Below are 16,994 nucleotides of genomic sequence, written 5' to 3'. Positions count from 1 at the left end.
AATAATTTAAATGGATATTGTAGAATACTTATTGTTTGTACCCTTATTAATTTATGGTATAGCCTTAAGTGACTTATTTGGACAATGGAAAAAATTCCTAAATCCAAAGTCATTGTATTTGCCTCACATAATAATTATCATAGCCACTACAGATATAGGAGTCAATAATGTATTTAACTTCTTTAAATTATCACATCAGTTTACCAACATAACCTATTTTACCTATTGGCTATATTTATTGCCTCCATTGGTATTTTTAATATTGGTAAATATCTTAACCAACACAGACGACAAAGAAGATAAGAAAATCTTTTTTAATGAAAATAGAAAACCTATTTTCATTTTAATGGCCATTTTTATGGCCTTACATTTCATACCTCAATTTAATTACAACGAGCCTGTATCCCTACATAGATTATTGGCAATTGCCTCCTGTCTATTGTTTGCCTTCTGGAATAATATGCTATTTTATTACGCTTCTGTATTAATTTGGCTACTATCTCTATACAGTAGAATGTAACATTGATTTAATTGATAAAATCAGTAACTTATATATCAGTCTGAGATAAAAAAATACTTTGGCTGAAACTTTCTTAAAAATCACATTATGAATTACGACGCAATATTCGAAAATAATAAGAAATGGGTTGCAGATAAAAACGCAGAAGATAAAGACTTTTTCAAACATCTGGCTGAAGGTCAAAATCCAGAATATTTATTTATTGGTTGCAGCGACAGTCGTGTTACTGCGGAAGAAATAATGGGTGCTACACCAGGAGATGTTTTTGTACATAGAAACATTGCGAACCTTGTTCCAAACAACGATATCAACTCTGCAAGCGTTGTTGTTTATGGAATAGAACATTTAAAAGTAAAACACATTGTTGTTTGCGGCCATTATTTATGTGGTGGTGTTAAAGCAGCGATGCAAAGTAAAGATCTAGGAATATTAAATCCATGGTTGCGAACAATAAGAGATGTGTATCGTTTTCATAAGGCTGAACTAAATGCTATAACAGATGAAGATGCGCGCTACGATCGGTTGGTAGAATTGAATGTAGAAGAACAATGTGTCAACATTATCAAAATGGCTGTTTGGCAAAAGCATTATTTATCTACAGGCTACCCAGAAGTGCACGGTTGGGTATTCGATATGAAAACAGGCAAATTGATCGACTTGAAAATTGACTTCGTAAAAATCCTTGATTCTATTCGTGAGATTTACGATTTAGGAACGGTGTAATAATCCTTTGATATTTAAAATAGAACACATTCTTTTTTATCCAATGTATTCTATTTTAAATATCAAATAGTATTTTTCTAATATTAACATACAATTTCGATACTTTTATTTTCATTTAATTGCCTTTTAACAATCCAATCGTATCTTTACGATTAGTTAATTCAAAGATTAAATGCCCATCACGAAAGAGCAAAATTTAACTTCAGAAGAAGAGCAATTGGTAAACATCTCCAAAGCACTCTCCCACCCTGCACGCATTTCGATATTGAAATTAATGCTTGACAAAAACACCTGCTTTTGCGGTGAATTAACCGAAGAGATTGGTTTATCTCAATCTACCATTTCCCAACACATCAAAGCATTGAAAGATGCAGGTTTGATCTATGGCAAAGTGGAAGGTCCTAGAACTTGTTACTGTATTAATGTCGAAAATTGGGAAAAAGCTAAAAAAATATTTGTACATTATTTCAACACCTTAAAAGAACTTTCTTAATTCAATCTTATAAATTATGAATACGATAGAATCTGTAACTGATAAATTAGCAAATATATTTCCAAATGAATCGGAAATTCCTTCAGAATATGCATATGGCGAGCCTGTGCATCAAAAAGAATATTTGGTAAATGGTGAAATAAAAATTTGGAATGGTGCCGTTCAAGATATATTCTCACCCGTTTGCATTCAAACAGCAAACGGAACGGAACAAAAGTTTTTAGGTACAACTCCTCTACTTACAGAAGTTGAGGCTACGGATGCATTGAATGCTGCTATTGGCGCATACAAAAACGGCACAGGCGAATGGCCTACAATGACTGTTGAAGGCCGTATACGTGCGATGGAAGCGTTTGTAAAAGCGATGAAATCAAAACGTACGGAGGTTGTTAAAACATTGATGTGGGAAATTGGCAAAACAATTAAAGACTCTGAAAAAGAATTTGACCGTACAGTTGAATACATTTTAGATACAATTGAAGCGTATAAAAAATTAGATCGTTCTTCAAATAACTTCCAATTTGAGCAAGGTATCATTGGCAAAATTCGTCGTAGCCCACTAGGTGTGGTATTATGTATGGGCCCATACAATTACCCATTGAATGAAACCTTCACTACATTAATTCCCGCACTCATCATGGGAAATACGGTAGTATTTAAGCCTGCTAAAATTGGTGTTCTCTTACATCGCCCGTTGTTAGAAGCGTTCAGAGATTCATTCCCTAAAGGTGTAATCAACGTAGTGTTTGGTCGTGGTAGAGCTACTGTTGGACCATTGATGACTACAGGTAAAATTGATGTACTTGCATTTATTGGCACAAGTAAATCTGCCAACATCATGAAGATGCAACATCCAAGACCCAACCGTTTGCGTTCGGTACTTGCATTGGAAGCAAAAAACCCTGCGATTGTTTTAAACCATGCTGATTTAGATTTAGCAGTTAAAGAATGTGCGTTGGGTTCATTGTCTTACAACGGCCAACGTTGTACAGCTTTAAAAATCATCTTCGTACAAAAAAATGTAGTAGATACGTTCATAAACAAATTTGTTAAAGAAGTTGAAGCTCTTAAATGGGGTATGCCTTGGGAAGATGGTGTGCAAATCACACCTCTACCAGAGCCAGAAAAACCAGGTTTGTTAAAAGCATTAATTGAAGATGCTGAAGCACACGGTGCTCAAGTAATCAATACAGGTGGTGGTACTATTGAACATACATTTTATGCGCCTGCAATTGTTTACCCAGTAAACAGTAAAATGAAATTGTATTACGAAGAACAATTTGGACCTGTAGTTCCTATTGTTGCCTACGACAAAATTGAAGAAGTTATTCAATATATGGTTGAATCAAATTATGGTCAACAAGCGAGTATCTTCGGTACAGACAATGATGATGTTGCGAGCTTAACAGATAATTTAATAAATCAAGTTTGTAGAGTAAACATCAACAGCCAGTGCCAACGCGGACCAGATGTATTTCCGTTTACAGGAAGAAAAGATTCTGGTGAAGGTACCTTATCTGTTGCAGATGCATTGAGAACATTCAGTATTCGTGCAATGGTTGCAGCAAAAGATATTGACGTAAATAAAGAAATGTTGACAGACATTATTAAAGACCGTTCTTCTAAGTTCTTATCTACTGATTTTATTTTCTAATCGAAAAATAAAAATCATTTCATAAAAAAAGTCCCGCTTCATCTTGGATGAAGCGGGACTTTACACTTTAATTAAATAATTTTATACAAACTTTTTATCTTTTGTTGCCTTCACATCTGAAACAAAATCTTTAACACGTTGCTCGTTTTCTTTACGACAAATCATCAATACGCCGTCAAATTCAGCCACAATAAAGCCTTCTAAGCCTTCCACAACCACCAATTTATCTTTAGGTGTTTTAATGATTGTGTCTTTACAGTCGTAGGTGAGAATATTTCCATCCAATACATTTTCGTCTGCATTTTTGGGCATGTTTTCAAACAAGGATTTCCATGTACCCAAATCAGACCAGCCAAAATCGGCAAGCATCACATATACCTTGTCGGATTTTTCCATGATGCCGTAATCGATGGAAACATTTTGACAACGCGAATATGCTCTTTGAATAAACTCATTTTCATTATCTGTCCAATAAAGTCCATTGCCTTCAGCAAACACTTCATCCATTTCTGGTAAATGCTTTTTGATTGCTTCAACGATTGTTTGTGCATTGAAAATAAAAATCCCTGCATTCCAAACAAACTCTCCACTTTCAATAAATTTGATTGCTAAATCAAGCGCTGGTTTTTCAGTAAACGTTTTAACCTTTTTTATACGTAATTTTTTCTCGTCGATATATTGAATGTAACCATAACCTGTATCCGGTCTTGTGGGCTTCATTCCCAATGTTATTAGAATATCAGATTGCTCAGTTGCTTGTAAGGCTTCTACAATAACATTTTCAAATTCTTTCTCTTGTAATATTATGTGATCTGAAGGTGCAACAACAATATTGGCATTTTTATCTTTCTGCAAAATTTTATACGAAGCATATGCTAAACAAGGTGCTGTATTTCTACCAATAGGCTCTGCTAAAATTTGGTGATCCTTTAAAAAAGGCAATTGCTCTTTAACTAAGCCAACATAATCCTTATTGGTAACAATGATAATGTTTTCATTTGGACAAATATCTTTAAAACGCTCAACAGTTTGTTGAATAAGTGTTTTGCCGGTACCCAATACATCATGAAATTGTTTTGGATACTTTGTTCTACTAAATGGCCAAAATCTACTACCGATGCCCCCTGCCATTATTACGGCATAATTATTTATATCCATTTTATTATTCCTCTACTATAATCTATTTAATATATTTACTCGTTTTCAAACAACGGAGAAGTCAAAATCTGATTGTACAAATCAATTACCCGCAGTTTTGACAACACCAAATGATCCATTGATTTTGCAATCGTCTTATCCTTCTGATTACCTTCCACTTTTTCGCTGTATTTTTTTTCAGAGATTGCTATTTGCTCATCTCGGTATTTGATCCATTTCTTCTGATCTGCTATAACCGTCTTTTGATCTTGCTCATTATACAAGTTTAATAATATTTTATTGTATTTGCCTATTAAGAAGTCATATTCAATTTCTGCATCATATATGGATAATATTTGCTCGTCTTTAGTTGTATCACTTTTTAATTTTAATTTCAACATCCGTTCCACTTTGAATGTATCAACCGTAAATACAGTAGTAAATACAGTTTGGCCTTTTGCCAATAAGGATTGATGTAAAAGTGAACTTGCGCTATCTACTTGATAGCGAAATTTGTTTAGTTGCGCATCTGAAAGTTGAGCATAATTTGTAAATGCAAAAAGACAGTATAATGCTGTAATAATAGTTTTCATATATTAAAAATGGTTAAAATATTAAGTTTAAACAATCCCTTCACGTAATAAATCGTGAATATGAATAAAACCAACAAAGGCATTTTCTTTTGTAACAATTAATTGGGTAATATTTTTCGACTGCATCAAAGCCATCGCAGCAGTTGCATAGGTATCTGCATCAATTGTTTGGGGGGCGAGAGTCATAATTTCTACCGCAGTTAGATTTGAAAAAGAATCATGACTGTTTAACATTCTTCTCAAATCACCGTCCGTAATAATTCCTACTAAAACACCTGCATTATCTATTACAGCAGCAGCACCGAGCCGTTTAGAAGAGATTTCTAAAATAACTTCTTTAACCGATGCAGAAGGCAAAACAATTGGCTTTTCATTCCCACCATACACATCATTTATTTTTAAATAAAGTTGTTTGCCCAATGCACCACCTGGGTGCAGTTTAGCAAAATCTGCACTACTAAAATCTCTGCATTCTAATAAGGCTACTGCTAATGCATCTCCCATTACCATTGTTGCAGTTGTACTTGTGGTAGGTGCTAAATTATTAGGACATGCTTCGCGCTCTACAGTTACATCCAATACATAATCGGATTGTTGTGCTAAATACGAATCTAATTTCCCAACCATTCCAACTAGAACAGTGCCTCTGCTTTTAATTAATGGCACGAGAACTTTGATTTCAGGGGTATTTCCACTTTTAGAAATACAAATAACTACATCATCACTTTGAATCATCCCTAAGTCACCATGAATGGCATCAGCTGCATGCATGAATAAGGCTGGAGTTCCAGTAGAATTAAGCGTTGCTACAATTTTATTTGCTACAATCGCACTTTTACCAATTCCTGTGATTACGACTCTTCCCTTACAAGACAAAATAGTTTCAATAATATGCTGAAAATCATCTGTAATAAGATTCACCAGATTTTTTATTGCCTCAGACTCATTTATTATTACATCTGTTACAATAGATACGATATTTTTTGCTAACTTCAATTTAATGAATATTTTATGCGAGTACTTCGCTCATGTTGAAAGTCAAATATACGGATTTCTCATTGTAACATAAATATTCTACAATTATTATGTTATTAGAAACAGATCTTGGGGTTATTAACAAGCTAAAATCGGTATTTGGCTACGACCGATTTAGAGGTGAACAAGAGGAAATAATAAATAATGTGTTAGCAGGCAAGGACACATTTGTTATTATGCCAACTGGTGCGGGTAAATCATTATGCTATCAATTACCAGCAATTAGCTTACCAGGTGTCGCAATTGTAATTTCCCCTTTAATTGCCTTGATGAAAAATCAAGTAGATCAATTAAATGCATTTGGAGTAAATGCGCAATTTTTAAATTCCACCCTAAGTAAGGCAGAGATTAATCGCGTAAAAAAGGAAACATTAAATGGTGACATTAAACTTCTTTACGTAGCTCCTGAATCTTTAACAAAAGAAGATAACATATTATTTTTAAAGAAAGCACAAATTTCCTTTGTAGCTATTGATGAAGCACACTGTATTTCTGAATGGGGCCATGATTTCAGACCAGAATATAGACGTATTCACAGCATTATAGATAGCATCAATCCAAATATTCCAATAATTGCGTTAACAGCAACAGCAACTCCTAAAGTACAAATTGACATACAGAAGAATTTACAAATGGACGATGCAGTCCTTTTTAAATCTTCTTTTAATAGAGAAAACCTATTTTACGAAGTAAAGCCTAAAGGCGATACTAAGAAAAAATTAATAAAGTTTATTAAGGCACGTAAAGGTCAATCTGGAATTATATATTGTTTAAGCCGCAAAAAAGTTGAAGAAATTGCCGAATTACTTCGAGTAAATGATGTACGGGCCCTTCCCTACCATGCAGGTTTAGAACCTTCCACACGTATGGGCAATCAAGATGCATTTTTAAATGAAAATGCGGACGTGATTGTTGCAACCATTGCTTTTGGTATGGGCATTGATAAGCCAGATGTACGTTTTGTAGTACATTACGATACACCAAAATCACTTGAAGGGTATTATCAAGAAACAGGTAGAGCGGGTCGCGATGGACAAGATGGACATTGTTTGATGTTTTATAGCATCAATGACATCATTAAACTCGAAAAATTTAATAAAGATAAAACCGTCACCGAACGAGATAATGGGAAACAATTATTAGGTGAAATGTCTTCATATGCAGAGTCTTCCGTTTGTAGAAGAAAACAATTGCTTTTTTATTTTGGGGAATACCTAGAAAAAGATTGTGGTTTCTGCGACAACTGCAAAAATAAAAAAGCAACGTTTGATGCACAAGAGCATATTATCTTAGCTTTACAAGCCGTTGAACAAACACAAGGCAGATTTAATATTTCCCATCTGTGTACCATTTTATGTGGGATCGAAAATGATTATTCACTAAGCTATAATCATACAGAACTTCCCGTATTTGGAAAAGGAAGTTATGAAAGTTTGTCCTTTTGGAATTCTGTTTTTAGACAGTCTTTGCTAATTGAATTACTTACAAAAGACATTGACAATTATAGCATCGTTTCAATTTCTGAAAAAGGTTACTCATATTTAAAAAAACCTACTGCTTTTACCTTCTCTAAAGATCATAATTTTGATGAAGAGGAAGAAGCAGAAGAAGTACAAACGTCTTCTGCAAAGCTCGCTTTTGATGAAGAGCTATTCAATATATTAAAAGGCTTACGAAAAAAAGTAGCCAAAGAAAAAGGCATCCCACCGTATGTAGTATTCCAAGATCCATCGCTTCAAGAAATGGCTACGGTGTATCCTGTAGATATGGATGAGTTAAGCAATGTAATTGGCGTTGGGAAAGGGAAAGCTGTAAAATTCGGAAAAGCATTTATTGATCAAATCATCAAATATGTAGATGAAAATGATATCGTAGTAAATAAAGACGTTGTCGTAAAATCATCCGTAGATAAATCAAAAATTAAAATTTACATCATCCAACAAGTTGATCGTAAAGTTGAACTCGAAGAGATAGCCCACGTCAAAAAAATCACAATGACGGAGCTCATTCAAGAGATGGAACATATCTGTTTTTCTGGCACCCGATTAAATCTTGATTATTACATTGAAGAATGCATTGATGAAGATAAACAGGATGAAATATATGATTACTTCATGCAAGCTGAAAATGACAATGTCCATACTGCACTAAATATCTTAGGTGGAGATTATTCTGAAGAAGAAGTTCGTTTGATGCGTCTGAAATTTTTCTCTGAAATTGCTATTTAAAGAATTTATCCATTTATATACAAAGCCTCACGGATTTATATTCTTTGAGGCTTTTTTATGGATTCATTTTCTGTGGCCGATTCCGCTGGTTTTAATATATATGGCTTTCAGCCTTAAAACGATCTAAATTAAAGCACTCTACTACTTAAAGAAACGGTAAGCAGAACGCACAGACCTTATTTCTTCTGAGCATAAATACCTATATTTGCACTCGACATAAAAATACATTCTAGCAAATGAATATTTTAATTATAGGCTCAGGCGGAAGAGAACATACGTTCGCTTGGAAATTAAAGCAATCACCTAAGTGCGGCAATCTTTTTGTAGCACCAGGAAATGCAGGAACAGAACAGCTTGCTACAAATCTTGCTATCGAAGTAACTGATTTTACTGGCATTGAAAAAGCATGTATCGAACATAACATCCACTTAGTAATTGTCGGTCCGGAAGCACCATTGGTTGCAGGTATTGTAAATTACTTTCAAGCTACGAATGCGATCAAACATATACCTGTAATTGGCCCAGATAAAGTTGGAGCACAATTAGAAGGAAGCAAAGATTTTTCAAAAAACTTCATGCATAAATATGGCATCCCAACGGCTGCTTCACGCACATTCAACGAAGCACAACTTGAGGAAGGTTTAACATATTTAGAAACACAATCGTTACCTATTGTTTTAAAAGCAGATGGATTGGCTGCTGGTAAAGGCGTAATTATTGCTGAAGATTTAGCAACAGCAAAACGTACGTTAAAAGAAATGTTAGCTGATAAATTATTTGGTGAAGCAAGTGCGAAAGTTGTTATTGAGCAATTTTTAAAAGGAATTGAAGCATCTGTTTTTGTGTTAACGGATGGCGCACATTATGTTATTTTGCCTGAAGCAAAAGATTACAAACGTATAGGCGATGGGGATACAGGCCCAAATACAGGTGGTATGGGTGCCGTTTCTCCTGTACCGTTTGCTGATGCAACGTTCATTAAAAAAGTAGAAGACCGCGTCATTATTCCAACGATTAATGGATTAAAAAAAGAAGGCATCGATTACGTTGGATTTATTTTTATCGGATTAATGAGTGATAACGGCGAGCCATTTGTTATTGAATACAACGCACGTATGGGCGATCCTGAAACGGAAGTTGTATTCCCGCGTATTCAAAACGACATAGTTGATTTGTTTGTAGCAACTGCAGAGAAAAAATTAAACAAAATCACTTTGTCCATAGACCCAAGAACGGCAACAACAGTAATGCTTGTAGCGGGTGGTTACCCAGGTGATTATTCAAAAGGTCAAGAAATAACGAAATTGGAAGACGTACAGGATGTACTTATTTTTCATGCAGGCACAAAAAACAAAGCAGGCAAGATTGTTACAAATGGCGGTCGTGTGATTGCAGTTACAGGTTTTGGAAATTCCATACCCGAAGCCTTAAAAAAATCGAATAAAGCCGCAGCAACCATTCAATGGGAAGGTAAAAACTACCGAAGAGACATTGGCTTGGATTTAATGAAATAAATCTTACCATGCTCATAATTTGAATTCTAAATCATGAGCATGGTAAAAATTTAAAAAAGGATGGATTCAATAAAAACGTTCTACATTGGTTTGAAATATCCGAATGCATTGATTTTCGGAATTTTATTTTTAGGAATTACAGGTTACGGCATCTTTGATTTGTTATTACATGCAACAAAATATGCAGCAACTCAAATCATTGTTCAAATCATATTTATCACATTCCCATTAATCATTGGGTCGATGTCATTGTCCTTTAACACAATAAAAGTAAACCTACTCACACACAAAATAATGATTACTACACAATACTGTTTAGTTTTCCCTAGTATTGAAACGTACAATCTTTCTGATATCAAAAAAATAAAAATAAAACAGTTTAAAGCCAATTACTCAGCGGGTGGAGGAATGTTGGCCACGGCTCAAAATACATACTCAGTTAAAGAAACGAATATGTATTTTTACACGACAACAGAGAAACCTTATTTTACTCTTGAAAGATTATCTACAACAAATACCTCGGAATTGATCGACTTTTTTACAAATGAACTGAATATTGAACTCATTTAATGTAGATCAATTATCTTAAAAACCTCAAATACAACCATTTCAAAACAGCGTATTTCTACAATAGTACTTTTTCAATTTTTGCTGATATTATTCCCGATTTTCCCATTGTTTACGTATCTTTAGGTTGTATAGTCGTATCCCACCCGAATGGGACGGACTCAGTGTTTTATATAGAGAATTCGGAATAACAACATATATATGTCTTGTAGTTCAGGTAGTTGCGGAACCGGTGGTGGTTGTAGCACAAAAACAACAGGAGGGTGCAGTTCTGGTGGCTGCTCATCTGGTGGTTGTAATAAATTAAATTCATTTGATTGGTTGGGAAATATGGAGCTTACTGCTTTGCCAACCTTCGATATTATTGAAGTACGTTTTAAAAATGGCCGTAAAGAATTTTTTAGAAATTCTAAATCCTTAGAATTATTTGCGGGTGATCCAATCGTAATTGAGGTGCAATCTGGCCATCATATTGGTACTGTTTCGATGCAAGGGGAAATTGTTCGCTTGCAGATGAAAAAGAAAAATGTACTTAATAACGATGATATAAAAAGTATTTATCGCAAAGCTACTCAAAAAGACTTAGAGAAATTTGAGCAAGCTAAAAACCGCGAAGCAAGTTCCTTATATCGTACACGAGAAATAATCCTAGATCAAAATTTAGGAATGAAATTGTCCGATGTAGAGTTTCAAGCAGACAATACAAAAGTAACTTTTTATTATTCTGCAGAAGATCGTGTAGATTTTCGTGAATTGATAAAAATGCTTGCGGGCGAATTCAAAGTTCGTATTGAGATGAAGCAAATCAGCTTGCGTCACGAAGCAGCACGTTTGGGAGGTATTGGATCTTGCGGTAGAGAACTATGTTGCTCTACTTGGCTTACAGATTTCAAAAACGTAAATACTTCAGCCGCTCGTTATCAAAATCTTTCTTTAAACCCTTCCAAATTATCTGGACAGTGTGGCAGATTAAAATGTTGCTTAAACTATGAGTTGGATACCTACTTGGATGCATTAAAAGGAATTCCGGAAATGGAAGCTCCTTTAAAAACATCCATGGGCAATGCAACCTTACAAAAAACAGATATTTTTAAACGCATCATGTGGTTTGGTTTTCAAGATGAAACCACTTGGTTGCCAATTACAGTAGACCGTGTAATTGAAATAATAGAAATGAATCAAGCAGGTAAAACACCTGCAACATTAGAATCCAATGAAGTTATAATCAAAGACGACCGCGTAATGATACGTGAGAAAGAAGAACTTTCTCGTTTTGATGATAAGTTCAAATCAAAAAATAAAAAGAAGAAAAAGAAAAGTTCTACGAACGATGATGCTTCGGATCGCACGCAACGCCCTGTGATCAATACAACTCGTAGTAATCCTCGTATCAATACCAACGACAATCCACCTGCGCGAGAAGAAAGAACAGAGAAAAAACACACCATTACTCCACGCGCAGATAGAAACAATACGCCACAAGTACCGGTGGATAAACCACAGCAAAACCGCGGTGGAAATACTCCTGAAAAAGGCACTGTAACGAATCGTACTACTGAAGCACCTGTACAAAGAAATGTTGAACGCAACAATCCGCCTGCAAGACCGCAACGCGTTTCTCCAAATCCTACCGTTGAAAATAAAACAGATACGCCTAATACTTCAAGTCCTAAAAAAGAAGCGCCTCAAAACAAGCCGCAATCTACGAATAGACCACAGCGTGTAAATCAACAAAATTCAAATCAGTCTCAGGCTCCGAAATCTGAAGGGCAACAACGACCTAGTCGTCAAAATTCGCAGCCAAATACTCCTGAAGGTTCTGCTCCGCAGCAAAGACAACAACCGGAACAACCTAAAAAACAAGAGCGTAAACCTGATGGTGAAAAACATCAAATTAAGAAAAAAACGAATACAGAATCAAGCGATCAAGCACCTGAAATAAAATTACCTGCAAGTAATTTCAGACCAAGACAAAATAGTACTCAGTCACCACAAGGCGATTCTTCGTCTTCCGATGAAAAATAATACCATGCATAAACTAATTTATATCGTTTTTATAATTTCCATTGGCTTCTTGTTTTCATGTGCGGATAGAGATGTTCTACTTGAGTCAAAAATCGATACTCCGAATGATTCGTGGATTGAAAAATCATCCATGGATTTCCCAATTGAAATTACAGATGCCAATGCAACGTATCAATTATTTTATCAAATAAGATATGATAACGAATACCCGTATTATAATTTATGGATCAATCGTAGTTTGTTAGATGAACAAGGACATATGATTTCAAAAAAACTACAAGGTATGGACTTGTTTCATTCTGCTTCGGGCGAACCATATGGAGCAGGTTTTGGAAATTATTTTGATTATAAAATATTGTCGGATAGTATGCAGAAATTCCCTAAACCAGGAAAATATACCATTCGCATTGAACAAAATATGCGCAAAGATACCTTAACTGGTATTGCTTCTGTTGGTGTGGAGATTGTAAAAAACAAGTAATCTATTATGCTAAAGGGTATCGTAAGTTTACTATTTGTATGCATTTCTTATGCAAGCTTTAGTCAAGTGGACACTATACGTACGCTGCAATTAATAAACGAACGTGGTGGTTATGAAAAACTTGTAGAACGTTTTAACAATTCAGACACTACGCTCACAATTGAAGAGTTTCAACTTATTTACTACGGCTATCAAACAACAAAAACGTATTACTCTAAAGAGAATGAATTTAAAGAAACTTTAATTAAGCCTTTAAACAAATCCGGTCAATACAAGTTAGTAATCGAATTGGCAGATAGTATTTTATTTTTCAACCCAGTAAGTCTTGTTGCCCATTTTGAAAAAGCATTTGCTTGTGCGCAGCTAGGCTTAACAACCTTAGAAGACTTCCATCAAAAACGTTACATTGTACTTTGTAATGTTATAAAATTGAGTGGCAATGGGACCGCACTATTACGTTACAATGCAAACTCTGTTAACGACGTACTGGAATTTCTTGCATTCAAAGGATTAAAAGCAACGAATGATTCAAAAACAGAAACAGGTTTGATTCGATTTGATTTAGCAAAAAACAAACAAAAGATTTCACATTTGTTTTTTTTCATACCAAACAAAGCATATACTCCCCCACTTTCTGAAAGTGAATAATAACACTCTTACACTCACATCCGACAATCGTATCCAATCTATTGATATACTAAGAGGTATATTAATAATATTGATGGCTTTGGACCATGTACGAGATTATTTTCTAACAGGTGCATTTGCTTTTTCACCTACGGATCCCGAAAAAACATATGGCGCATTATTTATAACTCGCTTTATAACGCACATATGCGCACCCGGATTTGTATGGCTTGCAGGAGTTTCAGCATTTATTTATTTTAGTAAAAATGGGTTGAAAAAATCTTCGGCGTTCCTAATAAGCAGAGGTTTTATATTAATTGTATTAGAGTTTACACTAATTAAACTTGCGTGGTATTTTAATTTAGATTACTCAAATATAGCATTATTAGTTATTTGGGCACTTGGCTTAAGTATGATCTTATTAGGTTTAACCAGTTGGCTAAAACAGCAAACAATTTTTATTATCGGAATAGTAATTATAATTGGACATAATTTATTGGACACATTTACAGCCGATGATTTAGGTATGAATTCTTTACTATGGCACATTCTACATCAAGAAGGGATGGTAGCCTTAACAAACAACTTCAGAGTAATGGTTTTATATCCTATACTTCCTATGTATGGATTGATTTGTTTGGGCTATGGCATGGGCAGCCTGTTTACCGAAGACACTAAAGAAGAGCGCAGTAAATTATTTAAACGACTTTCACTTTTATTGTTGCTATCATTTATTACGATACGTTTAGTGAATGCATATGGAGATCCAAACCCATGGGTGTTTAATCAGCATAGCATCAGAACGCTATTCAGCTTTTTCAATGTCACTAAATACCCAATGTCGTTAGACTATATTTTGATAACACTTTCCATCATTTTCTATCTACTTTCAAAAGTAGAAACAAGTACAAATAAACGAACACAGTATTTATCTCTTTTTGGTAAAGTATCGATGTTCTTTTACATCATACACATATTTATGATTCACATTATAGCTATTGGCTTGTATGTATTATTGAATTTTAATTCCATAGAATTAAGCACAATCCCTATTGGTATAATGGAAATAACGAACGTACACGGATATAGCCTTTGGTTTGTATATATAGTATGGTTAGTCGTTTTGATAATAGTATATCCTCTATGCAAAAAATACCGACAACTTAAATTAAAACACCCCAATTCATTTCTCAAGTTCATATAACCGTTCTCTCTTATTTCACTTTAGTATTTCAGATTATGAAATCATTTTTTTCTACCTATAAATTTTTACTCGGGTTCTTTTTTATATCTATATGTGCCTTAATGATTTTCTTGCAAAGAAATTCATTATTCCATACAAAAGATAAAACAGTTAAATATATCGCTTATATAGGACGGTATACCAATGCTGCGGATACCGTGCCGTTATCAAGACAGCCTTTAAATAAATTTGATTTAATGCATGAAGTTACGTTGAAGAAATATCTTCACGAGCTTGAACTCCCTTATACGGATTTGCAGTTAAAAACATTTGATTGTCGTAAAGATGGACTTATAAGTGACTCCATTTACAAGGAAATTGCAAAGGACTCAAACATTGTAGCTGTAATAGATAATACATGGGGACAGCACATCAATAAATGTGCGCAAACAATTAAACAAAATAATATTCCTATCATAGCAATCAATGCAGATAGAAATGGGTATGACTATGGAAATGGGGCTATTTTTACGGGTAGCCAAGATTATGTTCCCTATGACATAGTAGCTTATCTAACGAAGGTATTGCATGTCAATAAAATAAATTTCATTAGTGAAGAGGATTACGAACTACACGAAACGTATTTAAAAGCCTTTAAAGAGAATAATATTACGTTAAATAAAACTTTTTATGTAAAAGGGAAATCATTTAATGATGTAGACTCTATTAATTTTTATAATAATATCGATAGTTATTTTAAACAATATCCTGCGGAAGAAAACACAATGCTAGTCTTGAGTGTACATGCAGATATCGGAAACAAACTCATTAATTATATCAATAACCGATTTACAAAAATTCACGCATTAGGCCATGCATATATAGTAAATACAAGCCATCTGCGTAATTTTGGAAACAATAACAATAACGATTTAATTTTAATAAGTAATCCTTCAGATGCTTTAACAAAAAAACTATTCAACGATATTGTTGAATTAAAATCAAAACACTCTGATTATTTCCAAAATCCAAATCATGCTTTATTTGTTGAGCGTTGTTACGATGCTGTTGAAATACTGCGAAACAAATTTGAATACGCTAGAGACACATCAACCTTATCTAAAAAAGATTTTTCTGCGTACTTCCAGAAATTACCAAATCAGATTGTGCAAGAAAAAGAAGAGATTTATCAATTTGATAGTCTTTTAAATTTAATACCAGAAATTTTCTTTACTCAATATAAATCAGGACGTTTCCATTCATGCCCACTTCAACTAAATGAGCAAAGAGAGGTCATTCCTAATTTATTTTTTGGCATGGAAATTTCAGACATCTACAATATCAATATGGATGAAAACTCCTTCACATCAGATTTTTATTATTGGATAAAATTAGATTCCAACAACAGGGATGCAGAAAAATACATCATTTTTCAAAACATGAAACAGAATGAAAGTTCTAAAGAATTAATTTTTGAAAAAACAGATGGAAGCACTCTCTATAAATTATACAAAGTATCAGGTATTTTTTATGTGAATTACGAATTGGATAAGTACCCATTTGATGCACAAGAAATTTTTGTACGTGCAGAAATTTTAAGTCCATCCACAAAACTTAAAGTATCCTTCGACCAAAAAAGTTTTGATTTAGACTCTAATAAAATTGACAAATTTAAAATCACCGAATGGAATAAATTAAGATATTACGTAACCGTAGACAATGAAATAAATATTGGAATGTATGGTGATCCTGATATGGAAGAATCGAAATTGTATGAATTTAAAAATATATTTTTCAGATTAAATGTCTCTAGAAAACAAACTACGCCTCTACTAGAAATTGTACTTCCCTTAGTATTAATTGGTTTAATATCAATAAGTTTATTATTCATTAAAGACATTAGTTTCGAAAATTTGGGTGAAGTAAGTATTGGCGTATTTATGTCGATTGTAGCGTTCTCCATTTCATTTTCTGCATCCACTCCCTCTTCTGACAATCTTACAAAAGCAGATTATTTATTCTGGCTCACCTTTATTGTCGTATTATTAAACTTTATGGTTGTGATCGTTATCAATGCCATCTATGAAAAAGAAGAAGTTAAAAATATTGACATACGAAAATTAAGTACAGGGCTTGGTATTTCTTACATGTTATTGGTAGCACTAATTTTATTGAATTAAGGTAATAGGTATTAAGTTATAAGTTTTAAAAAGT

15 protein-coding genes are annotated in these 16,994 nt (G+C 33.9%); 12 read left to right on the top strand and 3 right to left on the bottom strand.

Going from position 1 to position 16,994, the window contains the following annotated elements:
* Positions 1-10: 10 nt before the first annotated feature.
* From Q0543_RS16090 to Q0543_RS16075, 4 genes are all read left to right on the top strand, one after another.
* Positions 11-520 (top strand): hypothetical protein, encoded by a 510-nt coding sequence (locus Q0543_RS16090; RefSeq protein ID WP_299255472.1) that lies wholly within the window; start codon positions 11-13, stop codon positions 518-520.
* A gap of 87 nt (positions 521-607) precedes the next feature.
* Positions 608-1,243 carry a carbonic anhydrase gene (locus Q0543_RS16085; RefSeq protein WP_299255470.1) on the top strand — a complete coding sequence of 212 codons (636 nt, stop codon included), beginning with the start codon at positions 608-610 and terminating at the stop codon, positions 1,241-1,243.
* A gap of 172 nt (positions 1,244-1,415) precedes the next feature.
* Positions 1,416-1,736: a winged helix-turn-helix domain-containing protein gene (locus tag Q0543_RS16080; RefSeq protein ID WP_299255468.1), complete on the top strand. Its 321-nt coding sequence runs from the start codon at positions 1,416-1,418 to the stop codon at positions 1,734-1,736.
* A 16-nt stretch (positions 1,737-1,752) separates the two neighbouring features.
* Positions 1,753-3,390, top strand: coding sequence for an NADP-dependent glyceraldehyde-3-phosphate dehydrogenase (locus Q0543_RS16075; RefSeq protein WP_299255466.1), 1,638 nt, complete (start codon positions 1,753-1,755; stop codon positions 3,388-3,390).
* 81 nt (positions 3,391-3,471) lie between these two features.
* Here Q0543_RS16075 and Q0543_RS16070 read toward each other — a convergent pair whose 3' ends face one another.
* Genes Q0543_RS16070 through Q0543_RS16060 form a run of 3 tightly spaced genes read right to left on the bottom strand, consistent with a single transcriptional unit; the run spans position 3,472 to position 6,116 of the window.
* The gene (locus Q0543_RS16070) at positions 3,472-4,548 is read right to left on the bottom strand and encodes a mannose-1-phosphate guanylyltransferase (protein ID WP_299255464.1); all 1,077 of its coding nucleotides are present in this window, start codon (positions 4,546-4,548) and stop codon (positions 3,472-3,474) included.
* A 35-nt stretch (positions 4,549-4,583) separates the two neighbouring features.
* On the bottom strand, positions 4,584-5,120 hold the full coding sequence (locus tag Q0543_RS16065; protein ID WP_299255462.1) for a lysozyme inhibitor LprI family protein: 537 nt from the start codon (positions 5,118-5,120) through the stop codon (positions 4,584-4,586).
* Positions 5,121-5,147: 27 nt separating this feature from the next.
* Entirely contained in the window at positions 5,148-6,116 is a 969-nt protein-coding gene (locus Q0543_RS16060; RefSeq protein ID WP_299255460.1) for a KpsF/GutQ family sugar-phosphate isomerase, read from the bottom strand.
* 89 nt (positions 6,117-6,205) lie between these two features.
* Here Q0543_RS16060 and recQ point away from each other — a divergent pair, with 89 nt between their 5' ends.
* From recQ to Q0543_RS16020, 8 genes are all read left to right on the top strand, one after another.
* A complete protein-coding gene (gene recQ, locus Q0543_RS16055; RefSeq protein WP_299255458.1) occupies positions 6,206-8,383 on the top strand; it encodes a DNA helicase RecQ in 2,178 nt (725 codons plus the stop codon).
* A 236-nt stretch (positions 8,384-8,619) separates the two neighbouring features.
* Complete coding sequence (purD, locus tag Q0543_RS16050) at positions 8,620-9,897, top strand: phosphoribosylamine--glycine ligase (protein ID WP_299255456.1); 1,278 nt, start codon at positions 8,620-8,622, stop codon at positions 9,895-9,897.
* Positions 9,898-9,957: 60 nt separating this feature from the next.
* Positions 9,958-10,467 carry a hypothetical protein gene (locus Q0543_RS16045; protein ID WP_299255454.1) on the top strand — a complete coding sequence of 170 codons (510 nt, stop codon included), beginning with the start codon at positions 9,958-9,960 and terminating at the stop codon, positions 10,465-10,467.
* A gap of 198 nt (positions 10,468-10,665) precedes the next feature.
* Positions 10,666-12,489, top strand: a complete 1,824-nt coding sequence (gene ricT / locus Q0543_RS16040) for a regulatory iron-sulfur-containing complex subunit RicT (RefSeq protein ID WP_299255452.1) — start codon at positions 10,666-10,668, stop codon at positions 12,487-12,489.
* A 4-nt stretch (positions 12,490-12,493) separates the two neighbouring features.
* On the top strand, positions 12,494-12,970 hold the full coding sequence (gldH, locus tag Q0543_RS16035) for a gliding motility lipoprotein GldH (RefSeq protein ID WP_299255450.1): 477 nt from the start codon (positions 12,494-12,496) through the stop codon (positions 12,968-12,970).
* 6 nt (positions 12,971-12,976) lie between these two features.
* Positions 12,977-13,618: a DUF4919 domain-containing protein gene (locus tag Q0543_RS16030; RefSeq protein ID WP_299255448.1), complete on the top strand. Its 642-nt coding sequence runs from the start codon at positions 12,977-12,979 to the stop codon at positions 13,616-13,618.
* Positions 13,611-14,801: a heparan-alpha-glucosaminide N-acetyltransferase domain-containing protein gene (locus Q0543_RS16025; protein WP_299255446.1), complete on the top strand. Its 1,191-nt coding sequence runs from the start codon at positions 13,611-13,613 to the stop codon at positions 14,799-14,801. Before Q0543_RS16030 ends, Q0543_RS16025 begins: the two co-directional genes overlap by 8 nt.
* A 35-nt stretch (positions 14,802-14,836) precedes the next feature.
* Positions 14,837-16,960: a hypothetical protein gene (locus Q0543_RS16020; protein ID WP_299255444.1), complete on the top strand. Its 2,124-nt coding sequence runs from the start codon at positions 14,837-14,839 to the stop codon at positions 16,958-16,960.
* The last annotated feature ends 34 nt before the right edge of the window (positions 16,961-16,994 follow it).

Origin of the sequence: uncultured Cytophaga sp. (assembly GCF_937863595.1) — a bacterium.
Classification (GTDB): Bacteria; Bacteroidota; Bacteroidia; order Cytophagales; family Cytophagaceae; genus Cytophaga.
The sequence above is the reverse complement of the archived record's forward strand: the minus strand, read 5'-3'. Positions and strand labels throughout refer to the sequence as shown.